Origin of the sequence: Pseudomonas sp. K2I15, from assembly GCF_002204795.1 — a bacterium.
Lineage (GTDB): Bacteria > Pseudomonadota > Gammaproteobacteria > Pseudomonadales > Pseudomonadaceae > Aquipseudomonas.
In genome coordinates this window covers 22,940-47,915 of sequence record NZ_NIXO01000006.1, presented here as the reverse complement: position 1 = coordinate 47,915, position 24,976 = coordinate 22,940, and the positions used below count along the sequence as shown (strand labels likewise).

Annotated in this window: 25 protein-coding genes and 1 pseudogene; 13 read left to right on the top strand and 13 right to left on the bottom strand. The window is 59.1% G+C overall.

Going from position 1 to position 24,976, the window contains the following annotated elements:
• Window positions 1–50 precede the first annotated feature (50 nt).
• The 8 genes from CEC48_RS31785 to CEC48_RS06170 form a co-directional block, all read right to left on the bottom strand.
• Complete coding sequence (locus CEC48_RS31785) at window positions 51–1,970, bottom strand: phage tail protein (protein WP_256579676.1); 1,920 nt, start codon at window positions 1,968–1,970, stop codon at window positions 51–53.
• Window positions 1,971–2,600: a phage tail protein I gene (locus CEC48_RS06200; protein ID WP_088422946.1), complete on the bottom strand. Its 630-nt coding sequence runs from the start codon at window positions 2,598–2,600 to the stop codon at window positions 1,971–1,973. It abuts the gene before it with no gap.
• Window positions 2,597–3,592, bottom strand: coding sequence for a baseplate J/gp47 family protein (locus CEC48_RS06195; RefSeq protein WP_088422945.1), 996 nt, complete (start codon window positions 3,590–3,592; stop codon window positions 2,597–2,599). The genes CEC48_RS06200 and CEC48_RS06195 overlap by 4 nt, the downstream gene beginning before the upstream one ends.
• Window positions 3,589–3,921, bottom strand: a complete 333-nt coding sequence (locus CEC48_RS06190) for a phage baseplate protein (protein ID WP_088422944.1) — start codon at window positions 3,919–3,921, stop codon at window positions 3,589–3,591. The genes CEC48_RS06195 and CEC48_RS06190 overlap by 4 nt, the downstream gene beginning before the upstream one ends.
• Before the next feature lie 9 nt (window positions 3,922–3,930).
• Complete coding sequence (locus CEC48_RS06185; RefSeq protein WP_088422943.1) at window positions 3,931–4,542, bottom strand: phage baseplate assembly protein V; 612 nt, start codon at window positions 4,540–4,542, stop codon at window positions 3,931–3,933.
• A 3-nt stretch (window positions 4,543–4,545) separates the two neighbouring features.
• The gene (locus tag CEC48_RS06180; RefSeq protein WP_088422942.1) at window positions 4,546–5,061 is read right to left on the bottom strand and encodes a hypothetical protein; all 516 of its coding nucleotides are present in this window, start codon (window positions 5,059–5,061) and stop codon (window positions 4,546–4,548) included.
• 22 nt (window positions 5,062–5,083) lie between these two features.
• Window positions 5,084–5,422 (bottom strand): phage holin family protein, encoded by a 339-nt coding sequence (locus tag CEC48_RS06175; protein ID WP_088422941.1) that lies wholly within the window; start codon window positions 5,420–5,422, stop codon window positions 5,084–5,086.
• Window positions 5,423–6,017: 595 nt separating this feature from the next.
• Window positions 6,018–6,752 (bottom strand): XRE family transcriptional regulator, encoded by a 735-nt coding sequence (locus tag CEC48_RS06170; protein ID WP_029615867.1) that lies wholly within the window; start codon window positions 6,750–6,752, stop codon window positions 6,018–6,020.
• A 198-nt stretch (window positions 6,753–6,950) separates the two neighbouring features.
• Between CEC48_RS06170 and mutS the strand changes: the two genes are divergently transcribed.
• Entirely contained in the window at window positions 6,951–9,542 is a 2,592-nt protein-coding gene (mutS, locus tag CEC48_RS06165; RefSeq protein WP_088422940.1) for a DNA mismatch repair protein MutS, read from the top strand.
• A gap of 142 nt (window positions 9,543–9,684) precedes the next feature.
• Window positions 9,685–10,008, top strand: a complete 324-nt coding sequence (gene fdxA, locus CEC48_RS06160) for a ferredoxin FdxA (RefSeq protein ID WP_078740980.1) — start codon at window positions 9,685–9,687, stop codon at window positions 10,006–10,008.
• A 496-nt stretch (window positions 10,009–10,504) separates the two neighbouring features.
• Here fdxA and apbC read toward each other — a convergent pair whose 3' ends face one another.
• Window positions 10,505–11,599 (bottom strand): iron-sulfur cluster carrier protein ApbC, encoded by a 1,095-nt coding sequence (gene apbC, locus CEC48_RS06155; protein WP_088422939.1) that lies wholly within the window; start codon window positions 11,597–11,599, stop codon window positions 10,505–10,507.
• A 172-nt stretch (window positions 11,600–11,771) separates the two neighbouring features.
• Between apbC and metG the strand changes: the two genes are divergently transcribed.
• The 8 genes and pseudogenes from metG to CEC48_RS06115 all read left to right on the top strand — a co-directional run bounded on the left by metG (window position 11,772) and on the right by CEC48_RS06115 (window position 18,342).
• Window positions 11,772–13,823, top strand: a complete 2,052-nt coding sequence (gene metG, locus CEC48_RS06150; RefSeq protein ID WP_088422938.1) for a methionine--tRNA ligase — start codon at window positions 11,772–11,774, stop codon at window positions 13,821–13,823.
• A gap of 103 nt (window positions 13,824–13,926) precedes the next feature.
• Complete coding sequence (locus CEC48_RS06145) at window positions 13,927–14,505, top strand: Rnf-Nqr domain containing protein (protein WP_088422937.1); 579 nt, start codon at window positions 13,927–13,929, stop codon at window positions 14,503–14,505.
• A pseudogene (gene rsxB, locus CEC48_RS06140) lies at window positions 14,502–15,311 on the top strand (electron transport complex subunit RsxB); the annotation flags it as partial. The gene CEC48_RS06145 and the pseudogene rsxB, both read left to right, overlap by 4 nt.
• Before the next feature lies 1 nt (window position 15,312).
• Complete coding sequence (locus tag CEC48_RS06135; protein ID WP_088422935.1) at window positions 15,313–16,284, top strand: RnfABCDGE type electron transport complex subunit D; 972 nt, start codon at window positions 15,313–15,315, stop codon at window positions 16,282–16,284.
• Entirely contained in the window at window positions 16,281–16,892 is a 612-nt protein-coding gene (locus CEC48_RS06130; RefSeq protein ID WP_088422934.1) for an RnfABCDGE type electron transport complex subunit G, read from the top strand. The genes CEC48_RS06135 and CEC48_RS06130 overlap by 4 nt, the downstream gene beginning before the upstream one ends.
• Complete coding sequence (locus tag CEC48_RS06125) at window positions 16,885–17,385, top strand: Rnf-Nqr domain containing protein (protein ID WP_088422933.1); 501 nt, start codon at window positions 16,885–16,887, stop codon at window positions 17,383–17,385. The genes CEC48_RS06130 and CEC48_RS06125 overlap by 8 nt, the downstream gene beginning before the upstream one ends.
• Before the next feature lie 25 nt (window positions 17,386–17,410).
• Entirely contained in the window at window positions 17,411–18,049 is a 639-nt protein-coding gene (gene nth / locus CEC48_RS06120; protein WP_010170146.1) for an endonuclease III, read from the top strand.
• 107 nt (window positions 18,050–18,156) lie between these two features.
• Window positions 18,157–18,342: a PA3496 family putative envelope integrity protein gene (locus CEC48_RS06115; protein ID WP_088422932.1), complete on the top strand. Its 186-nt coding sequence runs from the start codon at window positions 18,157–18,159 to the stop codon at window positions 18,340–18,342.
• Between the two features lie 70 nt (window positions 18,343–18,412).
• On the opposite strand, the gene CEC48_RS06110 is transcribed toward CEC48_RS06115, so the two are convergent.
• The 3 genes from CEC48_RS06110 to CEC48_RS06100 form a co-directional block, all read right to left on the bottom strand.
• Entirely contained in the window at window positions 18,413–19,045 is a 633-nt protein-coding gene (locus CEC48_RS06110) for a response regulator transcription factor (RefSeq protein ID WP_088422931.1), read from the bottom strand.
• Window positions 19,046–19,702: 657 nt separating this feature from the next.
• Window positions 19,703–20,920, bottom strand: a complete 1,218-nt coding sequence (locus CEC48_RS06105) for an argininosuccinate synthase (protein WP_088422930.1) — start codon at window positions 20,918–20,920, stop codon at window positions 19,703–19,705.
• A gap of 129 nt (window positions 20,921–21,049) precedes the next feature.
• Window positions 21,050–21,958 (bottom strand): OmpA family protein, encoded by a 909-nt coding sequence (locus CEC48_RS06100; protein ID WP_088422929.1) that lies wholly within the window; start codon window positions 21,956–21,958, stop codon window positions 21,050–21,052.
• Window positions 21,959–22,114: 156 nt separating this feature from the next.
• Between CEC48_RS06100 and pyrC the strand changes: the two genes are divergently transcribed.
• Both pyrC and rnt read left to right on the top strand, forming a co-directional pair.
• The gene (gene pyrC / locus CEC48_RS06095; protein WP_088422928.1) at window positions 22,115–23,161 is read left to right on the top strand and encodes a dihydroorotase; all 1,047 of its coding nucleotides are present in this window, start codon (window positions 22,115–22,117) and stop codon (window positions 23,159–23,161) included.
• Window positions 23,158–23,835, top strand: coding sequence for a ribonuclease T (gene rnt, locus CEC48_RS06090; RefSeq protein ID WP_088422927.1), 678 nt, complete (start codon window positions 23,158–23,160; stop codon window positions 23,833–23,835). The genes pyrC and rnt overlap by 4 nt, the downstream gene beginning before the upstream one ends.
• A gap of 65 nt (window positions 23,836–23,900) precedes the next feature.
• On the opposite strand, the gene CEC48_RS06085 is transcribed toward rnt, so the two are convergent.
• Window positions 23,901–24,503 carry a peroxiredoxin gene (locus CEC48_RS06085; RefSeq protein WP_003172097.1) on the bottom strand — a complete coding sequence of 201 codons (603 nt, stop codon included), beginning with the start codon at window positions 24,501–24,503 and terminating at the stop codon, window positions 23,901–23,903.
• 235 nt (window positions 24,504–24,738) lie between these two features.
• Here CEC48_RS06085 and CEC48_RS06080 point away from each other — a divergent pair, with 235 nt between their 5' ends.
• On the top strand, window positions 24,739–24,957 hold the full coding sequence (locus CEC48_RS06080; RefSeq protein ID WP_003208706.1) for a bacterioferritin-associated ferredoxin: 219 nt from the start codon (window positions 24,739–24,741) through the stop codon (window positions 24,955–24,957).
• Window positions 24,958–24,976 lie beyond the last annotated feature (19 nt).

Genomic DNA, 24,976 nt, shown 5'->3' with positions numbered 1-24,976 from the left:
ACTTCATTGAAAAACGTGTTTGATTTCGCGCTATAGAATACTTTCACTTCTTAATTACCCCTAGCCTCGACAGTTACGACTATCCCTGATTGAACAATGGGTGCCCATTCCTCGATGTAAACCGTACAACCCGCCGTGGTGGGCACTGAGCAATAACCTTGCAGGCATGCTGCTGCCGCTGAGTTTTTACGAAAGCTGATCTTCGCGTTAATAAACTGTGTTGGAAATTGAAAAGGCCAAGTTACGTTTACTGTTTTGATAGATGGCATGTCGTCAAAAGCAAACTCGATCCACTGGATGACCTCGCCGGTATCTGCGTTCTTGCTCCAGCCGTTTGTGGTTAACAACGCCGTATCATTTGGCTTTCTCACTTGGAGCGCCACTGTTGTGCCATTTGAGTGAGTCATGAACGGCATGACAGCCGTATTATCGGTAAAGCCAGCATTTGCGCAATTTTGCGCGTTTAATTTCGATGACGGGTTAAAGTTTCCGTCATGCCAGACCTTACGCCAACCACTTGAGTTCGGACCTAAGTTACGGAATAAAAGAGCACCTATATTGTCGTTGAGGCTTACTGCGATGTCGGCGCCAAACTGTGGGTTGGCAAAGATCATATGCAGGCCAACCGTATTCGGGTAGCTAGGCGACGTATCTGTAGTGCCTGGACCAACAGCAGAAAATAGTTGGCTTGAGGAAATCCCCGCAATAGGCCCGCTGACTATTGCCGGTACGCCGAGCCACCCGCCAGCCCCTACCGCAAGCTTTGCTGCGGGGTCAAAATTTGCAGCGTTCCAGATAATACTGTCAAACACATAGGCCGTCTGCGTTGGAAGATTTAACAGAAGCGGCGTTGAATCAACCCCATTGTATCTTGCGAAGATTCTTGCGTTTTGATTATATAAATCAAAATATACTTCACCAGTTGGGGATTTAAAACCAAGCTCCGGGGTGTCCTCGGTATTGTTAGATAACGTAATCGAACCCGACATCGTGCCGCCAGTCTTTGCCACTACACCGCTAATCGCTTCGGCGAGCGCGGTCTTTGTTGCACCATCAGTAATACCGCTCCCCGCAAGCGTTGTCGGGTTTGTACCCGCAATAACGCGACCGAGCTTATCCACGGTCACGCTACGGTAGGTGCCAGCGACGACGCCCGTGCGCCCTGCTACCATTTCAAAGGTCAGTGCAGTGGTACCCAACACGATCGGCGCATCCGTAACGAGCTGCCAAACGCTGTCACCGTAGGCTGTGCCCTCTTCGACACTGACGAACAGGCCGGGCGTCACCTCTAGGCTATTATCCGCATCTGTCGCACGCACCCAGGCGCCGGTGGCTACAACATACAGGCCGTTATCCTTGCCAACCGTTTGCTTAGCGACCAAAACACGGTCGCCAACAACAACCGCAACACCATCAACTTGCTGCGGGCCACTCAACACGATATTTGCCGTGGTAACCACACGAACCGACCGCTTGCTATCGAGCTTGGCCAGCTCATCAGCGACATAGCCGACCACCCAGGCCCGCGTGGCCTTGACGACATTGTCGTCGATAAGCAGCGTCACTTCTGATGCGTTGCTCGTCTCGAAAATCGACCGGATATAGAACTCTTTTCCAGAGCCCGACGTCGCAAGCACCGGCTTAAACGACTCTGGATATTTGACGATCGCGTACAAAATGCCGGTGTCGGTCCAGATCCCTGCCTCGCGCACGTACCAGCCGCCCACCTCGGGAGGAATCGTTACCTCAGCCAGCAACCAGCTAGGGTTTTTGTCATCCTGGAACAATGCGTTCAAGGGGCCGCGCCACACTTCGCGCTTCAGCGCCTGGGCGTTCGCGTCAGGGTTATAAACCGCGCCGTTGCCATCGCCGACCGAGATCTGCGCCAGTTTGATCGGCACGCCAGCAGCCTTGCAGGCTGTTTCATAAGCGATCCCCGCATTGGTGAGCAGGGTGTAGTAGTCAGCCATTTAGGACTCCTGTGGATAAAGGGTGGTGGTTTCAACGATGTAGAGGCCGGCGGCGATGAAGCACCTGCCAGATGCCTCGACCCCGGTAAGCACCAGCGGATAAATCGTGGTCAGTTCGCCGCACACGGTGGCGGCGCCGATGCTGTGGCGGCCAAACGCGCTCAAACCCACGGAGATCGAAAGGATGTCGCGCTCGCTTTTGGCGTCGGACAGGCGGTGGTCGAGACGCGTGTCAATTTCTTCGCTGTAGGGCAGTTCGGTGTAGGCCCGGACAGAAAAGCTGTAGGGCTCGCCGGGCGGTGTCTGCTCGTACCAGGCGCGAACTTCCGGGGCCAGTTGCAAACCCTTGGCCGCGTTTTCCAGGGCCTGGCGGGTGCCAGCTTGCCGGGCAGTGGGCCAGGCGAGTTTTACCGTCAGGCGCTTTTCGGCTTCGGGGGCGGTAGTGCTCCATTCGTTGACGGCTCGGTCCGCCGCCAGATAGGGCAGAAAAGCCACGGGGGTGCTGGCCGGGTCCATCAGTTCAGGGAACGGTGGCGTGACTCGGTCGAGCAAGTGGCCAAAACCCAAGTCCAGCGCCTTTTCCAGCGGTGAACTGTTGGCGGGCAAGAGGCTGGTTTTTGGCTCACTCATAGCGTGCGCACCTCCACCTCGACACCCGTGCAATAAGGGGCCTGGAACGCCGTGCTGATGATCGGCTCCAGCGGCTCGAGGATTTGCAGTTGCGCAGCACCAGCGGAGTGAATGGCGTAGTCGATCCAGCTCGGGTCGACCCGCCCTTCCAGGCGATGACAGGACTCGGCGTAGGTTTGCAGCAGTTGCTGCGCTGCGACCTGGGTCAGCCCCGAGTCCGGGCCGGCGTTGATCTTGGCGACCACGCGGATTTTGTAGCGCTGGATCTGTGCGCCTTGCACCGTCACGCGGTCGGTTTCAGGACGCACATCCGGTCGTGTGAAATGTCGACGCACGCCGTCGAGCAAATCCGCTGAAGGCGTGCCGTCACCCTCACGAGACAGAACAGTAACCATGACTTCACCCGGTGCTGTGCGACGGCCATTGCCATCCTTGACCTGCGCCGCGTAGCCATCCGGATCGAAGGTGTAAGTGACCGTGACCATGCCGGGCGCCGCACTTTGCACGTTCACCGCCGGCCGCTCACCGAGGGTGAAAACCTCCCGGCGATACTGCATCCGCGAGCCCGCCGCTGGAGCGTGTGGCGCCAGGTAATAACGCAATCGGGCGTCGTCATCACTCTCCAACGTCGGCGGCACAGGTGGGAAAGCCGCCGGGTCACCGGGGTCGAGCACCTGGCGCTCCAGGCCCATGTCGGCAAGGCGTGCGTCCAGGTTGCTGCCGGTGGCCCACCACGCCAGCATCTGTTTGATGCGGGCGTTGTATTTGCGCTCGTGGGTTTGCAGGCGAACGCAGAAGGCTTCCAGTGCCAGCGTCAGCAGCTCGCTTTCATTCTCAAGGCTGACCTTCAGCTTGGCCGCATTTTCCGGCGCACGAGTGGCGACGTAATCGACGACAAACGCCTTGAACTCCGCCAACAACGGTTCGAACTCGTCGACGGCAATGATCGCCGGCTCAGCCAACTGGTTCTGGCCGGGTATCAGCATGCTCATGTCACCACCTCGAAGGATTGTTTGCGGTTTTTCCAGGTACCGGCGAAGCGCAACAACAGGCCTGCGCCCTGGCGGTTGGCGACGATGACTTGCGCTTCGAAGTCGGCGATGCCGTTCTGCGGGTTGTAGAACGCTTGGGCGGCATGGCTTTGGGCGAGAATCAGCAGGTCATCGCCGAGGTTCTGCCCGAGCAATTGCGGGATCATCGAGCCGTACAGCGGTCGCTTCTGACGGGTGCCCAAAGGGGTGGTCAGCGCGCGGGTGGCGCGCTGCACAAATTGCAGCCAGTCATCGACCGCCGCCCCGGTGTTTCTATCGATTCCGATCATGGCAAATCCTTATGCGGTACTGATCACGCGGCCCTGGTGATCCACCACCGGGCCGCTGAGGTGAACGCCGGAGGCATCCAGCAGCAGGCCGACGGCGCCGAGTTGCAACTGGATACTGTCAGCGGTCATGGCGAGACGGGCTTGGCCGATATTGACGTCTACGCGTTCTCGGGAAGCGGTGACGGCGGTGGGGCCGTTGGTCCAGTTGAGGACGTGGCCGGCGTCGTCGTAGTCGGTTTGCGTACCATCCTGATGGCGGCGCCGGGTCAGCGTCGGGACGCTGGAGACCGGCGGAAAATGGTCGCTGTTCAAGCCGAACAAGGCCACCGATTGCGCCCCACCCTCCCCGCCGCCGTAGTTGAGCAACAGGCACTGCTCGCCCACGGAGGGGATGCGGGTTTCGGTCTGCGCCCCGGCGCTGGGGTTGAAAAAGCGAATCGCCGGGGTAAGCAAGTCGCCATGGCTGACCTTGCAGGTATTGCTGGCGGCGTCGACCTCCTGACACACGCCGATGCGGCAGAAACTTTCAGCGCGTCGATACAGGTCTTCAAGTTGGGCTTCCATTTCGGCCAACCGCTCGATGATCGGCCCCAGTTGCATGCGTAACAGCGCGTCGAACATGAGCTACTCCGCCAGTGGTTTGTATTGGTCGGGGTCGTCGATGTTCGAGACTTCCCAGGTGCAGGCGAACAGGGGTTTGCCTGTGGGATCGTTGAGCAACGGCGGTCCGATATAGAGGATTTGGGTGAAGGTAACGACCCAGGTGTCGTAGTCCGTTTCTGCGGTGGTGCGTATTGAGGGCGCGGCGACGATATTGGTCGGCAGGTCGCACTGGGCCTGCGGCAGGTTCCAGCGGTTATCCAGCACCAGGTCCATCAGTTGGCTGGCCAGGTCGCAGGCATCAAACGGCAATGCACCTGGAGCGACCATGGCCTTGAGTGAAATTCCCAGGGCGTGGGCCTTGCGCCCTTCGCGGGAGCGAACGCCCGGGCCATTGCCTTCGACCGTGATCAACACGCCGGTGTTATCCCCGGCTCCCTGAAAATCCTGATGATTGCCCACCTTTAGGTCCGGAAAGGCCGCGTGCAGCGCCTCGCCGATGGCTTGGGGCAGTTGGGAGGGGTTTTCGATGAGTGTCATTTAAGTAGCGTCCTTGCAACGGTTACTGCGGGTCCCGGCCGGTGCCTTCGTTGACGCCGATGCGCTTGGCGGCCCAGCGTTCATAAAGGCCGATGGCCACGTCGGCGCCGGCCATGGCGGTCAGGCAACCAATGGCGCCGGCTGTCCAGATCGACATGCCGGCGGCGTAGCACAGCATCAGGGCTGAAACTCCGCAGACCATGCACGCCCCGGAACGCAGGGCCAGGCGCCGCACCAGCGACCAACCGCGGGCGCCTTCCTTGTCGGCGCGCCACATTTCTCCGGAAACACCGCCGATCAGGGCCAGTACGATCACCAGCCAGATAGGCATTTCCGCTAACGCTTGCTGCTCGTTTGTCATGTCACGCCTCCTGGCTGAGCATTACCGGCGCGTTGCCGGGTTTTGGGTAATTCCATTTATAGGTAGGCATTCCAAAAAGCCCGGTTGCCCGGGCTTTTCAGTAATGCGGTCCTCGGTCTTTCGGCGCTACTGGCGCGGTACGGACCTTTCCTCAATGTTTTTCCGACCACGATCCCTGTCTGCCGGATAACTGCTTCTGGTGCTTTACGCTGCACACCCGGGCCAGTTGCCAACCCTCTGAACCGTTAAGGCCGGTTCATCGCTGCCTGTTCTTGAAGCGGTTTGAAACTAAAGAGCGTCGGCATCCTTGCCGGTGTTGCCTGGCATCCGTGCCATCGCTTCGATGGCGTCCTTGCCGGTGTTGCGTAACGTCCTTGTCTTCCTTGGCAGCATCCTTGCCGCCTCCACCAGGCCTTCTTGGCTGGCTTGAGATGAAGAATATGCATGTATGCATATACAGTCAATGCACAAATGCATTTATTTTTACGGAATATATGCATGGATGCATTGATAGCCTTATGGGCAAAGGACTTGGAGGTTTTGCACAGGCGAAAAAAAGCCCGCTCATTGGCGGGCTTTGTCTTACGCACGAGGGTTAGCGGGCGTACATGCCCCACCAGAAAACGTGGCCGAGGATGCTGATCTGCTCATCCTGGATGTCCTGGAAGCTGTAGTCCTCGTCCGGGTGTTCATCGCGGTTGAAGCTGCGCAGGCGAATCCCCGAAGGCAGACGATAGAGCTGTTTCACCCGCAGTTGGCCGTTGTGATTAATGGCATACAGGTCACCATCAACGATGTCACCAATCCCGCACTTGCCGGCGTTAACGCCTACCGTTGCGCCATCACGCAGCACCGGCAACATACTGTTGCCGCGCACCGTGACGCACTTGGCCTGGTCGAACTGCACACCGTTATGCCGCAGGCTGCGCTTGCCGAAACGCAGGCTGGCCTTCTCGCTTTCCTCGATGACGAATCTTCCTGATCCAGCAGCCAATTCAACCTCGCGCAGAAAGGGGATCGACACCTCGTCATCATTAACGGGCGTGTCGTCGTCCCACAGGCTTATGTCCTTGAGTTCCGAATGCATCGGGTCGCGCTCTTCCGACCGCGCCGGCACCAGCGCCGCGCGCCCGCGCAGCTGGTCGGTGCTGACCTGGAAGTAATCGGCGATGCGTGAGATATGCTTGTCTGACGGGTCAACGATCTTGCCGCTGAGGATCCGGGACAGTGTGGATTGAGGCACGCCGGTACGCCGGTGAAGCTCCGTGGGGGAGATCCGGTCGCGGTCCAGCAGCTCTCTTAAGACGATAGAAACGTTGCGTTTTTGCATAACGCGGATAGTGCAGGCAGTTTTGATGCTTGGCAAATGCTAATTTGCATATTTAATGCATTGATTGCCGGGTTTTACCTGACTGTTTGTGCACTGCGAAGCCCCGACCTCGCGTGTTAACCTTGCGCCCATTGCAAAAAATGCTGGGCCAAGCGCCCCCTTTGCCCCACCACTTTCAACGAATTTGCTAACTATCCAATGAGTAAAAACACGTCCGATCTGTCCTCCCACACCCCAATGATGCAGCAGTACTGGCGCCTGAAAAACCAGCACCCTGATCAGTTGATGTTCTATCGCATGGGCGACTTCTACGAGATCTTCTATGAGGACGCGAAGAAGGCCGCCAAGTTGCTGGACATCACCCTGACCGCGCGCGGGCAGTCAGCCGGGCAGGCGATTCCGATGTGCGGGATTCCTTATCATTCGTTGGAAGGCTACCTGGTCAAGCTGGTGAAGCTGGGCGAGTCGGTTGTTATCTGTGAGCAGATCGGCGACCCGGCCACCAGCAAGGGCCCGGTTGAACGTCAGGTGGTGCGCATCATTACCCCAGGCACGGTGAGTGATGAGGCGCTGCTGGATGAGCGTCGCGACAACCTGATCGCCGCGGTGTTGGGGGACGAGCGACTGTTCGGCCTGGCGGTGCTGGACATCACCAGTGGCAACTTCACGGTGCTGGAGATCAAGGGCTGGGAGAACCTGCTGGCGGAGCTGGAGCGCGTCAACCCGGTGGAGTTGATGATCCCGGATGACTGGCCAAAGGACTTGCCGGCGGAACGTCGCCGTGGGACCAAGCGCCGTGCGCCGTGGGATTTCGAGCGTGATTCGGCGCTGAAAAGTCTTTGCCAGCAATTCTCCGTGCAAGACCTCAAGGGCTTCGGTTGCGAGACCCTGACCCTGGCCATCGGCGCTGCCGGTTGCCTGCTCAGCTATGCCAAGGAAACCCAGCGCACCGCCCTGCCGCATTTGCGCAGCCTGCGTCATGAACGCCTGGACGACACCGTGGTGCTGGACGGCGCCAGCCGGCGCAACCTGGAGCTGGACACCAACCTGGCCGGCGGTCGCGACAACACTTTGCAGTCGGTGGTCGACCGTTGCCAGACCGCCATGGGCAGCCGCTTGCTGACCCGCTGGTTGAACCGCCCGCTGAGGGATTTGACGGTGCTGCAAGCCCGTCAGACTTCTATTACCTGCCTGCTGGACCGCTACCGCTTTGAAAAGCTGCAACCGCAGCTCAAGGAAATCGGCGACATCGAGCGGATCCTCGCGCGGATCGGCCTGCGTAACGCACGGCCCCGCGACCTGGCACGCCTGCGCGATGCCCTCGGCGCCCTGCCACAACTGCAAGCGGCGATGACCGAACTGGATGCGCCGCACCTGCAGCAGTTGGCAGTCACCACCAGCACCTACCCGGAACTGGCGGCGCTGCTGGAAAAAGCCATCATCGACAACCCGCCCGCGATCATTCGTGACGGTGGCGTGTTGAAAACCGGCTACGACACCGAACTGGATGAACTGCAATCCCTGAGCGAAAACGCCGGGCAGTTCCTGATCGACCTGGAAGCCCGCGAAAAAGCCCGCACCGGCCTTGCTAACCTGAAAGTCGGCTACAACCGTGTGCACGGCTACTTTATTGAGTTGCCGAGCAAGCAGGCCGAGCAGGCGCCGATTGATTACCAGCGCCGCCAGACCCTCAAGGGCGCCGAGCGCTTTATCACGCCAGAGTTGAAAGCCTTCGAAGACAAGGCGCTGTCGGCCAAAAGCCGCGCCCTGGCTCGGGAAAAGATGCTCTACGAGGCCTTGCTGGAAAGCTTGATCGACAAGCTGGCGCCGTTGCAGGACACAGCCGCCGCCCTGGCCGAACTGGATGTGCTGAGCAACCTGGCCGAGCGTGCCCTGAACCTTGACCTGAACTGCCCGCGTTTTGTCAGCGAGCCGTGCATGCGTATCGTGCAAGGTCGCCACCCGGTGGTGGAGCAGGTGTTGACCACACCGTTCGTCGCCAACGACCTGTCGCTGGACGACGATACCCGCATGTTGGTGATCACCGGTCCGAACATGGGCGGTAAATCCACCTACATGCGTCAGACCGCATTGATCGTGCTACTGGCACATATCGGCAGCTTTGTGCCGGCGGCCAGTTGCGAATTGTCCCTGGTGGACCGCATCTTCACGCGGATCGGCTCCAGCGATGACCTGGCCGGTGGCCGTTCGACCTTTATGGTGGAAATGAGCGAAACCGCCAACATCCTGCACAACGCCACCGAACGCAGCCTGGTGCTGATGGACGAGGTGGGCCGCGGCACCAGCACCTTCGACGGGCTGTCCCTGGCGTGGGCTGCAGCCGAGCGATTGGCGCACCTGCGGGCGTATACGCTGTTCGCCACACACTACTTCGAGCTGACCGTGCTGCCGGAAAACGAGCCGCTGGTCGCCAACGTTCACCTCAATGCCACCGAGCACAACGAGCGTATCGTGTTCCTGCACCACGTACTGCCCGGCCCGGCTAGCCAGAGTTACGGCCTGGCCGTGGCGCAACTGGCCGGTGTGCCAACCGAGGTAATCACCCGTGCCCGCGAGCACCTGAGCCGCCTGGAAGAAACCGCCCTGCCCCACGAGATTCCCGTGGCCAGCCCGGCTAAAACCAGCAACAAACCCAGCGCGCCACACCAGAGCGACATGTTCGCCAGCCTGCCTCATCCGGTGCTGGATGAGTTGGCCAAGCTTGACCTGGACGACTTGACGCCGCGAAAAGCGCTCGAAATGTTATATGCACTGAAGACTCGGATATAACGCAGACGCTTGCAAGCTGGTAGACTCTCGCGCGGTTTGGGATGCTGTGGGCTTTTAGCCTGGCCTGCAGACTATCGCTCCCGAACCTCGCGAGCCCTGCCACAAGGGGTTTCGCTGCCGCCGCCTGAGGAGAGAATTAGAAATGACCTTCGTCGTCACCGACAACTGCATCAAGTGCAAGTACACCGACTGCGTAGAAGTGTGTCCGGTGGACTGCTTTTACGAAGGCCCGAACTTCCTGGTCATCCACCCGGACGAGTGCATTGACTGCGCCCTGTGTGAGCCAGAATGCCCGGCCGTCGCGATTTTCTCCGAGGACGAAGTCCCGGCAGAGATGCAGGAATTTATTCAGTTGAACGTTGAGCTGGCGGAAATATGGCCGAACATCACTGAGCGCAAAGACCCGATGCCGGAAGCGGCGGAGTGGGATGGCAAAAAAGGCAAGATTGCAGACCTCGAGCGCTGATAGCGTCGACGCCCTCCAAAAGGCCCCTTGCGGGCCTTTTTGCATGTCTGCGGGGCGGGTTTCACTTTTCTACAGGCAAAAAAAAGGGGCGGTATGACCCGCCCACATTTTTTCCCTAGTCCCTGTGTTCCTTTTCATCGTCCTGATGAATCGCATCCTGCGAGGCTCCCTGAATCATCGTTCCTTGATGACTGTGTCAATCCGTGGACACAGGGCTGATCTTAGAGAGTTCCCGGGGAAGTTCAACGGGATCACAATCGCGGGACTACAGATTCAGGCGCTCACATGAGAATAAATAGTTGTTATATTTCAATTAGATAGAAATATAGGCTATCAATTCAAGACGTCTGCACCGGCGAAAAAACCCAAACACTTACGAAAAAGTAAGTGAATGCTTACACCAGCAATTACGTAAAAGGGTAACAAGTGACCCTTGAGTATTCGCCAGACAAGAAAAAGCCCCGACACCGTCGAGGCTTTTTTCCCATCAGGTGGATCAGTCGTCGCTGACAGTGATCGTCGGCATCGCCTGAGCCTCGGCTTCCTGCAGGACGATCCGCGCACCTACGTGACGGGCCAGCTCCTGGTAGACCATGGCGATCTGGCCATCGGGCTCGGCAGCGACCGTCGGCTTGCCGCCGTCAGCCTGCTCACGAATTCCCATGGACAGCGGCAGCGATGCCAGCAGTTCAACCCCGTACTGGGTCGCCAGCTTCTCGCCGCCGCCTTCACCGAACAGGTGCTCGGCGTGGCCGCAGTTGGAGCAGATGTGCACCGCCATGTTTTCCACAACGCCCAGCACCGGGATGTTGACCTTGCGGAACATCTCCACGCCCTTGCGGGCATCCAGCAGCGCCAGGTCCTGGGGCGTGGTGACGATCACCGCGCCGGCCACCGGGACTTTCTGCGCCAGGGTCAGTTGGATATCGCCGGTGCCCGGCGGCATATCGATCACCAGATAGTCCAGGTTGCCCCAGTCGGTCTGGGTGACCAGTTGCAGCAAGGCGCCGGAAACCATCGGGCCGCGCCAGACCATCGGCGTGTTGTCGTCGGTCAGGAAGGCCATGGACATGACTTCCACGCCATGGGACTCGATCGGCACGAACCATTTCTGGTCCTTGATCTTCGGCCGGGTGCCTTCGGCGATGCCGAACATCACACCCTGGCTCGGGCCATAGATGTCGGCGTCGAGAATGCCGACGCGCGCGCCTTCGCGGGCCAGGGCCAGGGCCAGGTTGGCGGCGGTGGTGGATTTGCCCACGCCGCCCTTTCCGGAGGCCACGGCCACCACGTTCTTGACGTTGGCCAGGCCCGGGATCTGTGCCTGGGCCTTGTGCGCAGCGATCACGCACTGGATGTCGACCTTGGCCGAGCTGACGCCGTCCAGGCCTTCAATGGCCATTTGCAGCATCTGCGCCCAGCCGCTCTTGAACAGGCCAGCGGCATAGCCCAGCTCAAGCTGGACCGAAACCTTGTCACCCTGCACGTCGATGGCGCGTACGCACCCGGCGCTGACCGGGTCCTGGTTCAGGTAGGGGTCGGTGTATTGGCGAAGAACGGCTTCCACCGCTGCGCGATTGACGGCGCTCATGGGCTACTCCCGAAAAAAGACTGACTAAAACAGGCGGCTATCCTAACCGTTCCGGCGGCCCAGCGGCACGCTTTCGGGCATCGGGAAAATCCTGAAACCGCTGCACGGGGTGAAATAAATTTCCCGGCGCTTTATAGTGGCCGACCTCCGTTTCATCAAGTAGCCGAGCCCCATGTCCGAGCCACGCAAGATCCTCGTCACCAGCGCCCTGCCCTATGCCAATGGTTCTATCCACCTTGGCCATATGCTTGAGTACATCCAGACTGATATGTGGGTGCGCTTCCAGAAGCATCGCGGCAACCAATGCATTTATGTCTGCGCGGACGACGCCCACGGTTCGGCCATCATGTTGCGCGCCGAGAAGGAAGGCATCACCCCGGAACAACTGATCGCCAACGTCCAGGCTGAACACAGCGCCGACTTTGCCGAGTTCCTGGTGGATTTCGACAACTTCCACTCGACCCACTCCGAAGAAAACCGCGAGCTGTCGAGCCAGATCTACCTGCGGCTGAAAGACGCCGGGCATATCGACACGCGTTCGATCACCCAGTATTTCGACCCGGAAAAGAAAATGTTCCTGGCCGACCGCTTCATCAAGGGCACCTGCCCGAAATGCGGCACGGAAGACCAGTACGGCGACAACTGCGAAAAATGCGGCGCCACTTACGCGCCTACCGACCTGAAGGATCCGAAGTCGGCCATCTCCGGCGCCACCCCGGTGCTCAAGGATTCCCAGCACTTCTTCTTCAAGCTCCCGGATTTCCAGCAAATGCTGCAAACCTGGACCCGCAGCGGCACCCTGCAGGACGCCGTGGCCAACAAGATCGCCGAATGGCTGGACGCCGGCCTGCAACAGTGGGACATCTCCCGCGATGCGCCGTACTTCGGTTTTGAGATCCCGGGCGAGCCAGGCAAGTACTTCTATGTGTGGCTGGACGCGCCGATCGGCTACATGGCCAGCTTTAAAAACCTTTGCGACCGTACGCCGGAGCTGGATTTCGACGCGTTCTGGGCCAAGGACTCCACCGCCGAGCTGTATCACTTCATCGGCAAGGACATCGTGAACTTCCACGCGCTGTTCTGGCCGGCGATGCTCGAAGGTTCGGGCTACCGCAAGCCAACCGGCATCGCCGTGCATGGCTACCTGACCGTCAACGGCCAGAAGATGTCCAAGTCCCGTGGCACCTTTATCAAGGCGCGCACCTACCTGGACCACCTGTCGCCGGAATACCTGCGCTACTACTACGCGTCCAAACTGGGCCGTGGCGTCGACGACCTCGACCTGAACCTGGAAGACTTCGTACAGAAGGTCAATTCGGACCTGGTAGGCAAAGTCGTCAACATCGCCAGCCGTTGCGCCGGGTTTATCCACAAGGGCAACGCCGGTGTGCTGGTGGCTGAAAATGCCGCGCCGGAGCTGACCGACGCGTTCCTGGCCGCCGCGCCAAGCATCGCCGACGCTTATGAAGCCCGCGACTTTGCCCGTGCCATGCGCGAGATCATGGGCCTGGCCGACCGCGCCAACGCCTGGATCGCCGACAAGGCGCCGTGGTCGCTGAACAAACAGGAAGGCAAGCAGGCTGAAGTCCAGGCGATCTGCGCCACGGGCGTCAACCTGTTCCGCCAGTTGGTGATCTTCCTCAAGCCGGTATTGCCATTGCTGGCTGCCGACGCCGAGGCATTCCTCAACGTGCCGCCGCTGACCTGGAACGACCACGCGACCTTGCTCAGCAACCATCAGTTGAATGAGTTCAAGCCGCTGATGACCCGTATCGACCCGGTAAAAGTCCAGGCCATGAGCGACGCCTCGAAAGAAGACCTCGAGGCCAGCAAGACCGACACCGGCGAAACGGCACCGGCGGGCAATGGCGAACTGACGAAAGATCCGCTGTCGCCAGAAATCGACTTCGACGCCTTTGCCGCAGTCGACCTGCGGGTTGCCCTGATCATTAAGGCCGAAGCCGTGGAAGGCGCCGACAAGCTGCTGCGCCTGACACTGGACATCGGTGACGAGCAACGCAACGTGTTCTCCGGGATCAAGAGCGCTTATCCGGATCCGTCCAAGCTCGATGGTCGCCTGACCATGATGATCGCCAACCTCAAACCACGGAAAATGAAGTTCGGCATTTCCGAAGGCATGGTAATGGCGGCCGGCCCTGGCGGTGAAGAGATCTACTTGTTGAGCCCCGACAGCGGCGCCAAGCCGGGTCAGCGCATCAAGTAAAACTGCGAACTGCCCCATGGTCTTGGCCATGGGGTGGTTTGAGCTAGTACCCCCTCCTCGCTTGCCGGATAATCGGATTCTGTTTGCTTAACCCGGCACGACCATGACCGATATGCTTCTCACCCTTGTCAGCACAGCCCTGATCAGCAACTTCGTGTTGCAGATGCCGCTGGCTGTCGACCCGGTGTTGGCATCCACGGCCGACTCTCGCCGGCGTGTACATGCGCTGGGCATCGCCACCAACGTGCTGATGCTATTGAGTGGCGTCCTCGGCTATCTGCTCGATCACTATTTTTTGCAGCCCCTGGCGCTGACGTCTTTGCGGCTGTTTGTGTTTTTGCCGGTGACGGTGCTGCTGGTCCACCCGCTGTTAAGCATCTTGTCCCGCCAGTTACCCAAGCTGCCGTTCGATGGCCTGTGGCTGTTATTGCTGGGGAATGCAGGGGTATTGGGCGTGGTGCTGCTGGGTACGCAAGCCGATAAAGGTCTGACACACATGGCCGCACTGAGCCTGGGCGCCGGGCTGGGTTTCTGGCTGGTGCTGAGCCTGTTCAGCGACCTGCTCCAACGTATTGCCGACAACGACATACCGCTGCCCTTTCGAGGCCTGCCGGTGGAGTTGATCAGCGCGGGGCTGATGGCCATGGCTTTTCTGGGTTTCAACGCAATGATCAAACCATGAGCCTGATTCAACGTATCGACGCCCTGCTGCCGCAGACCCAATGTGGCAAATGTGGGCACCCTGGCTGCAAGCCTTACGCCGAAGGCATTGCCCAAGGCGAGGCGATCAACAAGTGCCCGCCCGGCGGGCAGGAAACCATCGCTGGCCTGGCGCAACTGTTGAAGCTCCCGGTGCTGGAACTGGACACTTCCCGGGGCGAGGCGCCGGCGCAGATCGCGTTTATCCGTGAGGCGGAGTGCATCGGCTGCACCAAGTGCATCCAGGCCTGCCCGGTCGACGCGATCGTCGGTGCCGCAAAATTGATGCATACCGTGATTATCGACGAGTGCACGGGCTGCGACCTGTGTGTGGCGCCCTGCCCGGTTGATTGCATCGAAATGCGCCCCTTGACCACGGTATTACCGATTGTCGGCGGGCTGGCCTCCAACGATCACGAGCGCCAGGCACGCAGCCTCAAGCGCGACCGGGCCCGGCGGCGTTTTGAACAGCGCAACGCGCGGCTGCAACGTGAGGAAGAACAGAAGCTCGCCGAACGCCTGGCCCGGACCAAGCGCGCGGCCCCCGTGGCCGAGGTCACTGTCAATCCGGTCCAGGCCGCCATTGAGCGGGTTCGTGCACAAAAAGCCGCCGCCATGGACGCCGCGCTGAAGAAGGCCAAGATCAACCTGGCCATGAGCCGTGCCCAGTTGCACAAATCCCTGAAAGCGTTCGGTCACCCGCCGACTTTTGAACAGCAGTCGCAGTTGATCATTCTGCAACAGCACTTCGAAACGGCAGAGCAGGCGCTTGCGACGCTGGTGGGCGCTGATGCCAGCGCTTGACGCCGTTGATCGTCAGCAGCACGCGATGAAACGTGTGCTGCTGGCGACGATGCCGGGCTTGCTGGCGATGTTCTGGCTGTATGGCTGGGGCGTACCGATCAATCTGTTGCTGGCCGGCAGTTGTGCGCTTGTCGTGGAGGCTGGCGTTCAGCGACTGCGCGGGCGTTCGGTCAGCGATCTCAGCGGCCTGGTCACGGCCACGCTGCTGGCGTTGGCGCTGCCACCTTATTGTCCGTGGTGGTTATGCGTGGCGGCCGTCGCCAGTGCGTTATTGCTGGGCAAGCACCTGTATGGCGGCAATCAGAACCCGTTCAACCCGGCCATGGTGGGTTACGCGTTGATGCTGATTGCCTTTCCCCAACCCATGACCCATTGGCCCGCCTCCCACGGCATGGACCTGCTGGCCGGCCTGCAACAAGTGTTCGGCGTGCAAGGTAATGCGCCGGACGCTTGGGCCCAGGCGACCGCCCTGGATGCCTTGCGGATCAACAAGAGCCTGACCATGGATGAGTTGTTTGCCAGCCATCCTGCTTTCGGGAACGTCGCCGGCAAAGGCAGTGAATGGGTGAACCTGGCATTTCTGGCGGGTGGGCTGTGGCTGTTGCAGCAACGGGTGTTCAGTTGGCACGCGCCTGTGGGGATGCTCGGCAGCTTGTTCGTGATCAGCCTGCTGTGCTGGAACGGCTCGGGTTCGGATTCCCACGGTTCGCCGCTGTTCCATCTGCTGACCGGCGCCACCATGCTCGGGGCGTTTTTTATTGTGACCGAACCGGTGTCTGGGGCCAAAAGCCTGCGGGCGCGCCTGATGTTCGGCGTCGGAGTCGGCTTGCTGGTTTACCTGATTCGTACGTGGGGCGGTTACCCCGACGGCGTGGCGTTCGCCGTGTTGCTGATGAACCTCGCCGTGCCGGCGCTTGAACACCTGGCGGCACCCAGACAGCCAGCGGTGAGTTCATGAACACCACCCGGGGCCTGGTGACGGTGTTGTTGATCGCCGCTGCCGGGATCGTGCTGACGCTGTGCGTGCAGCAGTTGACCGCCAGCCGTGTCACCGAGGCCCAACAAAACCTTCAGCGCCAAGCCTTGCTGGATATCCTGCCCACCGGCACTTACGACAATCAGCCCTTGGAACACCCGCTTACGATAAACCCGCAGGTATTGGCAAACAGCCAACTGTTGGGCGGCTACCTCGCCACCTTGAACGGCCAGCCCGGCGCAGTGCTGCTGCGCTCGCAAACCAAGGGCTATGGCGGCCCCATCGAATTGCTGATCGCCATCTCCCACAACGGCAAGCTGTTGGCGGTGAAAACCCTGAGCCAGTCGGAAACCCCAAGCCTGGGTGGGCATATCGCCGAACCGGGCAATCCATGGCTGGCGGCATTCAAGGGACTGTCCCGTGAAGACGCAAAGGATTCGGCGTGGGCCCTGAAGAAAGACCATGGCCAATTTGACCAAATGGCTGGCGCGACCATCACGTCCCGCGCGGTGATCAATGCGGTTCACGATGCCCTGCGCTACTTTGATGACCACCGGCAACTGATGCAGGAGCCGCCTGTTCATGACTAAAACCCTGGCCCGTTCGCTGATGCTGGCGCCATTGATTGGCGTGAGCGACACCCTGCCCAAGGCGCTGAGCTTCTGGGTACTCTCGGTGCTGATCGTGACGCTGTACGGCCTTGGCATGCACGGCCTGCGCAACCGCCTCGGCGAGCGTATGCAACTGATGGCCAGCCTGCTGATTACCGCGACGCTGGTCAGTTGCGTGCAATTGCTCTTGCAAGCGTTCGCCTTGCCCCTCTATCAACAACTGGGTGTTTACCTGGCACTGATCAGTGTTCAATGCGTGCTGCTGGAGCATTCAGGCTTTTTCGAGGCAGGCCAAAGCAAGGCACGCGTGCAACTGTTCGGCCTGTTTGGCGTACTGCTGGTCACCCTGGGCGTATTGCGAGGGCTGATAGGCAGTGGTTCTATCACCGCACTGGCGCCCACCGGGTTTATCCTGCTCGGGTTATTACTGGCCGGGCGACAAGCCTGGGCGCACTTTTCAAAACCACACTGACTGTCTGCAAGGAACCGCTCGCCCCATGAACGCCGCAAAACGCCTGGAAATTTTCCGCCGGCTTCACGAAGACAACCCGGAACCGAAGACCGAACTGGCCTATTCCTCGCCGTTCGAGTTGCTGATCGCCGTGATTCTCTCGGCCCAGTCCACAGACGTCGGCGTCAACAAGGCCACTGCCAAGTTGTATCCGGTTGCCAATACCCCGGAGGCGATCTACGCCCTTGGGGTTGAAGGGTTGTCGGAGTACATCAAGACCATCGGCCTGTACAACAGCAAGGCGAAGAACGTCATCGAGACCTGTCGGCTGCTGGTGGAACTGCATGGCAGCGAAGTGCCGCAGACACGCGAAGCCCTCGAAGCCCTCCCGGGCGTAGGCCGCAAAACCGCCAACGTGGTGCTCAATACAGCATTTCGCCAATTGACCATGGCGGTAGACACGCACATCTTTCGGGTCAGCAATCGCACCGGGATTGCCCGTGGAAAGAATGTGGTGGAGGTTGAAAAACAGCTGATGAAGTTTGTACCCAAGCCTTATCTGCTGGATTCACATCACTGGCTGATCCTTCACGGACGCTATGTGTGCCAGGCTCGCAAGCCGCGCTGCGGCAGTTGCCGCATCGAAGACCTGTGCGAATACAAGGAAAAGACTTCCGACGATTGAGCCATCATTGCTTTTATCGATGAGTCGATTGAAAAAATCTTTTTTACCAGGCCCGAGATTATCGCTATAAGGAGCGCCAACGGCAGTCTTAGCCTGGAGTTAACCTTATGAGCACTGGCAAAGAACAACTGGATGTAGAAGACGACGTCGTTGGCGCTGAACCCGACGATGATGCAGCGGAAGCACCGGTAGAGGTGGCCAAGACCAATTTGAGCAAACGCCGCACCATCGACAACCTTCTGGAAGAGCGGCGTTTGCAAAAACAGTTGGCCGATTACGACTTCGATCTCTAATCGACCCAACAACCAACAGAAGCCTCCCTTACGGAGGCTTTTTTCTGACTGCATGTAAGTGGGCGGTGGCTTATACCAACCCGTTACGCTGGGCCAACTCGATCAAGTCCACCAGCGAGCGTGCGTTGAGCTTAAGCAGCAAGCGAGTCTTGTAGGTACTCACCGTTTTGTTGCTCAGGAACATGCCATCGGCGATCTCCTTGTTGGTTTTGCCGCGCGCCAGTTGCTGCAACACCATCATCTCCCGGCCAGACAGGCGCTCGACCATGTCCGCTTCGCTGGCGTTACCCATTGTGGAGCGCACCGAATTCAGCGCCTGGTTAGGGAAGTAGCTGTAGCCGCACAGCACCGCCTTGACCGCGCTCAATAGCTCGGTGAGGTCCTGCTGCTTGCACACGTAGCCGGCAGCCCCCGCCTGCATGCACCGCATGGAAAAATGCCCGGGCGCCTGGGACGTCAGCACCAGCACCTTGAAGGGATGGGCCTGTTTGTTAGATGACAGCCGGCATATAACTTCCAGGCCATCGAGTTTGGGAATTCCAATATCCAGTATGACAATGTCCGGCATATGCTCCCGTGCAAGTTGCAAGGCATCGACACCGTTATCGGTCTCGGCAACGACCTCATAACTATGACGTTCCATTAGCATACGCACAGCAAGACGAATGACGGGATGATCATCCACGATCAGCACTTTATTCATGGGCAAGTCCAATTTCGCTGTTCGAATTATTAAGAGCAAGCACAATAGCCTAGTCGTTTCCCGCTTGGCATAGCGCTCCCCCCCAAGCAACAGCAAGCAGAGACCCAACCCACAAAGACATAGGATTTAACCTACAAAAAAACGCCAAGCCGGAGGTGTCCAGTTTTGTTCGGGCTTTCAGAACTTTCCGAGTACAAACATATTTTGAGTGAAAATTCCCAGGATTACGGGGGCCAGGGTAAACGTGCCGCACATAAGTTTCAGGAAATACCCCTTGTACCTCAGCCAAAAACCTGTGAACCCGGGCTGAAACCCGCTTTTTAAAAGTTCCATCCGACATAGTTAGTTACGCTCCAGAAATCCTACAGGCATGTCCTCATCTGACATATTCGCCGTACATTTCTGAGTGAAATTTCTGTAGTACATAGTTCCTGCATACAACAAAAAAACTCACTTTCAACAATGCATCACTTATCGAGCTAAATTAATAAACATTGCCCCCGTAAAAACATAAACATTCCACGCCACATCCTTGAGCGCATGGACTTTTTGATCCGAACAATAAACACCGCATCATCCCCAATGGCTCCAGGTTTATTTTTCGGCCAAAAAAAATGGCCCCTTAAAGGGGCCATTTTTCATTACAACTTAAAACACTCAGAACAACTTGCGACCTTTGTTGGCCGCAATGCGCATGCGCAATGCGTTCAGCTTGATGAAGCCTGCAGCGTCTGCCTGGTTGTAGGCGCCGCCATCTTCTTCGAAGGTGGCGATATTAGCGTCGAACAGCGACTCGTCGGACTTGCGACCGGTCACGATCACATTGCCCTTGTACAGCTTCAGGCGCACAACGCCGTTCACGTGGGCCTGGGACGCGTCGATCATTTGTTGCAGCATCAAGCGCTCAGGGCTCCACCAGTAGCCGGTGTAGATCAGGCTGGCGTACTTGGGCATCAGCTCGTCTTTGAGGTGAGCGACTTCACGGTCCAGGGTGATGGACTCGATGGCGCGGTGAGCGCGCAGCATGATGGTGCCGCCCGGGGTTTCGTAGCAGCCACGGGACTTCATGCCCACGTAACGGTTCTCTACGATGTCGAGGCGGCCGATACCGTGTTCGCCACCGATACGGTTCAGGGTCGCCAAGACGGTAGCCGGGGTCATTTCGACGCCGTCCAGCGCGACGATGTCGCCGTTGCGGTAGGTCAGTTCCAGGTACTGGGCCTTGTCAGGAGCGTTCTCCGGGGAGACGGTCCATTTCCACATGTCTTCTTCGTGCTCGGTCCAGGTGTCTTCCAGCACGCCGCCTTCATAGGAGATGTGCAGCAAGTTGGCGTCCATCGAGTACGGGGACTTCTTCTTACCGTGACGCTCGATCGGGATGTTGTGCTTTTCAGCGTAGTCCATCAGCTTTTCACGGGACAGCAGGTCCCACTCGCGCCACGGAGCAATCACTTTTACGCCTGGCTTCAAGGCGTAGGCACCCAGTTCGAAACGCACCTGATCGTTGCCCTTGCCGGTAGCGCCATGGGAAATGGCGTCAGCGCCGGTTTCGTTGGCGATTTCGATCAGGCGCTTGGCGATCAGCGGACGTGCGATGGAAGTACCCAGCAGGTACTCGCCTTCGTAGACAGTGTTGGCGCGAAACATCGGGAAAACGAAATCGCGGACGAACTCTTCGCGCAGGTCGTCAATGTAGATCTCTTTCACGCCCATGGCTTGCGCCTTGGCACGTGCAGGTTCGACCTCTTCGCCCTGACCCAGGTCAGCGGTGAAGGTCACCACTTCACAGTTATAAGTATCCTGCAGCCACTTGAGGATCACCGAAGTGTCCAGGCCGCCGGAATACGCGAGAACGACCTTGTTTACGTCGGCCATGCCATCACTCCACGGGGTTGTACGGAAAGGCGTCGATTCTACCGACCAAAACCGTGAATTTACAGGGGCGCGACAGCAAATGAAGATAAAGCGACAGATTATGTCGAGCGGGCGACGAAACGCCGCACCTTATGAGGTGGTGGCGGCATTGCCGGGCGCTTTGGCTTGGGGCGCCGGTTTCTCGGGGGCAGCCAGCCGTTCGAGTTGAATATTCACCCGGCGGTTTTTTGCCCGGTTGGCCGGGTTGGTGTTCGGCGCCAACGGGTAGCTTTCGCCATGGAAACGCAGGGTGATCTGCGATTCCTCGATGCCATTGGCCTTGAAATAGTCCATCACGGCCATGGCGCGACGCCGGGAAACATCACGGTTGGTCAGGCGATTGCCGCTGTTGTCGGAGTGGCCGTTCAATTCAATGTGGTTGACGGTGGGATCAGCCTTCATGAACTCGAGGATCACCGAGAGCTTCTTCTTCGCCGCCGCATCCAATTCGATGCCGCCGCCCGGGAAGCCGACTTCGGTCTGCTTGACCTGCTCGTAGTTCATCGGCAGCAGCTTGGTGGTGCACAGTTGATAATCGTTGTACGCCTTGTTGAATTTCACCGGCAACAGGCGAATCTCGGAGTAACCACCTTCGCGCCCATAGTGCCGCACGGTCGGGCTGCGACCTTCAAGCAAGCCGGTAAACAAGCGCCCAGCCTGGGCCTGGGAGCTGTTAAACAGCACATCGCCGCTGCCGACACGCACCGCACCGAGGTTGATATCACCGCGCCCCGGCTGCCACGGCGCAGCGGCCGCCAGCAGGGTCGCGGAGCCGGCGCCCAACGAACCGTTAAAGGCTTTCAGACGAAACGTCGCCTGCTCGCCGGCCCGGCGCACGAACTCGCCCGAGCCGAAATCGGTGATCGGCTGGCTCAAGCGGCACTCGAACTTATCGCCCTCCACTTTCCACTCAATATTCTCCAGACGTGTCTGGAACGTGAGGGCCATCGCGGGCAGGCTGGCGAACACACTGAGCAGGGCTAGATAATGCTGGCGCACGGGAGGCTCCACTGGTTTCTACAACACATCAAGGCGTCATACATCGTTAAGGCATACCCAGGGATATCGGTCGCATCCTGCAAAACTTGATAGCGAGTGCCTGCAAGAGTCTTTTCCGGTAGCATTCCCACCAGATTGACCCGCCTGGAATCCCCAATGTCCGACCGCCTGACCCTGCTGCGTCCCGACGACTGGCATATTCATCTTCGCGATGGTGCTGCGTTGCCCCAAACCGTGGCCGATGTAGCGCGCACGTTTGGCCGCGCCATCATCATGCCTAACCTGGTACCTCCGGTGCGTAACGCTGCGCAAGCCGACGCCTATCGCCAGCGCATCCTCGCTGCACGACCGGCCGGAAGCCGCTTCGAACCCCTGATGGTGCTGTACCTGACCGACCTCACCCAGCCCGAAGATATTCGCCAGGCCAAAGCCAGCGGTTTCGTGCACGCCGCCAAGCTGTACCCGGCCGGTGCGACCACCAACTCCGATTCCGGCGTCACCAGTATCGACAAGATCCTGCCGGCCATCGAAGCCATGGCGGAAGTCGGCATGCCGTTGCTGATCCACGGTGAAGTCACCCGTGGCGATGTCGATGTGTTCGATCGTGAAAAGATCTTCATCGACGAGCACATGCGCCGCGTGGTCGAGCTGTTCCCGACCCTCAAGGTCGTGTTCGAACACATCACCACCGCGGATGCCGTGCAGTTCGTCACCGAGGCTTCGGCGAACGTCGGCGCGACCATCACCGCGCATCACCTCTTGTACAACCGCAACCACATGCTGGTGGGCGGGATTCGGCCGCACTTCTATTGCCTGCCGATTCTCAAGCGCAACACTCACCAGGTGGCGCTGCTCGATGCCGCCACCAGTGGCAGCGAGAAGTTTTTCCTCGGTACCGACTCTGCGCCTCACGCCCAACACGCCAAGGAAGCGGCGTGTGGTTGTGCCGGTTGCTACACCGCCTATGCGGCGATCGAGTTGTATGCCGAAGCATTCGAACAACGCAACGCCCTGGACAAACTTGAAGGGTTCGCCAGCCTCAACGGCCCGCGCTTCTATGGCCTGCCGGCGAATACCGACCGCATTACCCTGGTCCGTGAAGACTGGACCGCCCCCACCAGCCTGCCGTTTGGCGAGCTGACCGTTATCCCGCTGCGCGCCGGTGAAACACTGCGCTGGCGCCTGCTGGAGGAACACCCGTGAGCGAAGACCATTACGACGACGACCAGGAACACAGCGGCGGAGGTGGCGGTTCCCGTCACCCGATGGCCGAACGTTTTCGCGGCTACCTGCCGGTTGTCATCGACGTAGAAACCGGCGGCTTCAATTGCGCCACTGACGCGTTGCTGGAAATTGCTGCCACGACGATCGGCATGGATGAACAGGGTTTTGTGTTCCCGGAACACACCCACTTCTTCCGTGTCGAGCCGTTCGAAGGCGCCAACATCGAAGCGGCCGCCCTGGAATTTACCGGGATCAAGCTCGACCATCCGCTGCGTATGGCGGTCAGTGAAGAAGCGGCGTTGACCGACATCTTCCGTGGCGTGCGCAAGGCCTTGAAGGCCAATGGCTGCAAACGCGCAATCCTGGTGGGCCACAACAGCAGTTTCGACCTGGGCTTCCTCAACGCTGCCGTCACGCGCCTGGATATGAAGCGTAACCCGTTTCACCCGTTCTCCAGCTTCGACACCGCGACCCTTGCAGGCCTGGCCTATGGCCAGACCGTACTGGCAAAAGCGTGCCAGGCGGCCGGTATCGACTTCGACGGTCGTGAGGCCCACTCGGCCCGCTACGACACCGAGAAGACTGCCGAGCTATTCTGCGGCATCGTCAACCGCTGGAAACAGATGGGCGGCTGGGAAGACTTCGGCGACTGAGGTCGAATCCCGCGCATAAAAAAACCGGCCTTCTCAGGCCGGTTTTTTTGTCCCTCGAATCTGGCTTACAGCTTGCCAGCGTTCTCGGTCAGGTAAGCCGCAACGCCTTCCGGCGAAGCGTTCATGCCTTTGTCGCCTTTTTTCCAGTTGGCAGGGCAAACTTCGCCGTGCTCTTCGTGGAATTGCAGAGCGTCGACCAGACGGATCAGCTCTTCCATGTTACGGCCCAGCGGCAGGTCGTTGATGATCTGCGAGCGCACAACGCCCTTGTCGTCGATCAGGAACGCGCCACGGAACGCCACGCCGCCTTCGGACTCAACGTCGTAGGCCTTGGCGATGTCGTGCTTCATGTCGGCAGCCATGGTGTATTTGACTTTGCCGATGCCGCCATCATTGATGGCGGTGTTGCGCCAGGCGTTGTGGGTGAAATGGGAGTCGATGGAAACGGCTACCACTTCAACGTTACGGGCCTTGAAATCGTCCATGCGGTGATCCAGGGCGATCAGCTCCGAAGGGCAGACGAAGGTGAAGTCCAGCGGGTAGAAGAACACCAGGCCGTATTTGCCTTTGATGGCTTCAGACAGTTTGAAGCTGTCTACGATTTCGCCATTGCCGAGGACGGCAGGTACGTCGAAATCCGGGGCTTGTTTGCCGACGAGTACGCTCATTGGGTATCTCCTGATGGTGGTGACTGAAGTAAAAGGATCCGTCCCAGTGTGCCGCAGCTAAACGACAGGCCTGTGACGCGATCACGCTTCGTGAAGACCGACCATCATACCGGAAAAAAGCCGTTCGTCTGCGAGGGAGCAAGCAAACGTAAAAGCTGGAGAAACTACTTTGACAATCATTCTCGTTAACATTAAGATCCGTCGCACTTAAGCCTTACCGCGATGGTTCTCCCTTATGTATGTCTGCCTCTGCACTGGCGTCACCGACGGACAAATCCGCGAAGCAATCTACGAAGGTTGCTGCAGCTACAAGGAAGTACGTGAAACCACCGGCGTTGCCAGCCAATGCGGCAAATGCGCCTGCCTCGCCAAGCAAGTAGTACGGGAAACCCTGACGCAACTGCAAACTGCCCAGGCTGCGATCCCCTACTCAGCAGAATTTACACACGCCTGATTGGCGTTGTTTTAAAGAA

Excerpts from the sequence above, each read along its gene's own strand:
- CEC48_RS31785 (WP_256579676.1), bottom strand. The coding sequence starts at position 1,970 with ATGGCTGACTACTACACCCTGCTCACCAATGCGGGGATCGCTTATGAA.
- CEC48_RS06200 (WP_088422946.1), bottom strand. The coding sequence starts at position 2,600 with ATGAGTGAGCCAAAAACCAGCCTCTTGCCCGCCAACAGTTCACCGCTG.
- CEC48_RS06195 (WP_088422945.1), bottom strand. The coding sequence starts at position 3,592 with ATGAGCATGCTGATACCCGGCCAGAACCAGTTGGCTGAGCCGGCGATC.
- CEC48_RS06190 (WP_088422944.1), bottom strand. The coding sequence starts at position 3,921 with ATGATCGGAATCGATAGAAACACCGGGGCGGCGGTCGATGACTGGCTG.
- CEC48_RS06185 (WP_088422943.1), bottom strand. The coding sequence starts at position 4,542 with ATGTTCGACGCGCTGTTACGCATGCAACTGGGGCCGATCATCGAGCGG.
- CEC48_RS06180 (WP_088422942.1), bottom strand. The coding sequence starts at position 5,061 with ATGACACTCATCGAAAACCCCTCCCAACTGCCCCAAGCCATCGGCGAG.
- CEC48_RS06175 (WP_088422941.1), bottom strand. The coding sequence starts at position 5,422 with ATGACAAACGAGCAGCAAGCGTTAGCGGAAATGCCTATCTGGCTGGTG.
- CEC48_RS06170 (WP_029615867.1), bottom strand. The coding sequence starts at position 6,752 with ATGCAAAAACGCAACGTTTCTATCGTCTTAAGAGAGCTGCTGGACCGC.
- mutS (WP_088422940.1), top strand. The coding sequence starts at position 6,951 with ATGAGTAAAAACACGTCCGATCTGTCCTCCCACACCCCAATGATGCAG.
- fdxA (WP_078740980.1), top strand. The coding sequence starts at position 9,685 with ATGACCTTCGTCGTCACCGACAACTGCATCAAGTGCAAGTACACCGAC.
- apbC (WP_088422939.1), bottom strand. The coding sequence starts at position 11,599 with ATGAGCGCCGTCAATCGCGCAGCGGTGGAAGCCGTTCTTCGCCAATAC.
- metG (WP_088422938.1), top strand. The coding sequence starts at position 11,772 with ATGTCCGAGCCACGCAAGATCCTCGTCACCAGCGCCCTGCCCTATGCC.
- CEC48_RS06145 (WP_088422937.1), top strand. The coding sequence starts at position 13,927 with ATGACCGATATGCTTCTCACCCTTGTCAGCACAGCCCTGATCAGCAAC.
- CEC48_RS06135 (WP_088422935.1), top strand. The coding sequence starts at position 15,313 with ATGCCAGCGCTTGACGCCGTTGATCGTCAGCAGCACGCGATGAAACGT.
- CEC48_RS06130 (WP_088422934.1), top strand. The coding sequence starts at position 16,281 with ATGAACACCACCCGGGGCCTGGTGACGGTGTTGTTGATCGCCGCTGCC.
- CEC48_RS06125 (WP_088422933.1), top strand. The coding sequence starts at position 16,885 with ATGACTAAAACCCTGGCCCGTTCGCTGATGCTGGCGCCATTGATTGGC.
- nth (WP_010170146.1), top strand. The coding sequence starts at position 17,411 with ATGAACGCCGCAAAACGCCTGGAAATTTTCCGCCGGCTTCACGAAGAC.
- CEC48_RS06115 (WP_088422932.1), top strand. The coding sequence starts at position 18,157 with ATGAGCACTGGCAAAGAACAACTGGATGTAGAAGACGACGTCGTTGGC.
- CEC48_RS06110 (WP_088422931.1), bottom strand. The coding sequence starts at position 19,045 with ATGAATAAAGTGCTGATCGTGGATGATCATCCCGTCATTCGTCTTGCT.
- CEC48_RS06105 (WP_088422930.1), bottom strand. The coding sequence starts at position 20,920 with ATGGCCGACGTAAACAAGGTCGTTCTCGCGTATTCCGGCGGCCTGGAC.
- pyrC (WP_088422928.1), top strand. The coding sequence starts at position 22,115 with ATGTCCGACCGCCTGACCCTGCTGCGTCCCGACGACTGGCATATTCAT.
- CEC48_RS06085 (WP_003172097.1), bottom strand. The coding sequence starts at position 24,503 with ATGAGCGTACTCGTCGGCAAACAAGCCCCGGATTTCGACGTACCTGCC.
- CEC48_RS06080 (WP_003208706.1), top strand. The coding sequence starts at position 24,739 with ATGTATGTCTGCCTCTGCACTGGCGTCACCGACGGACAAATCCGCGAA.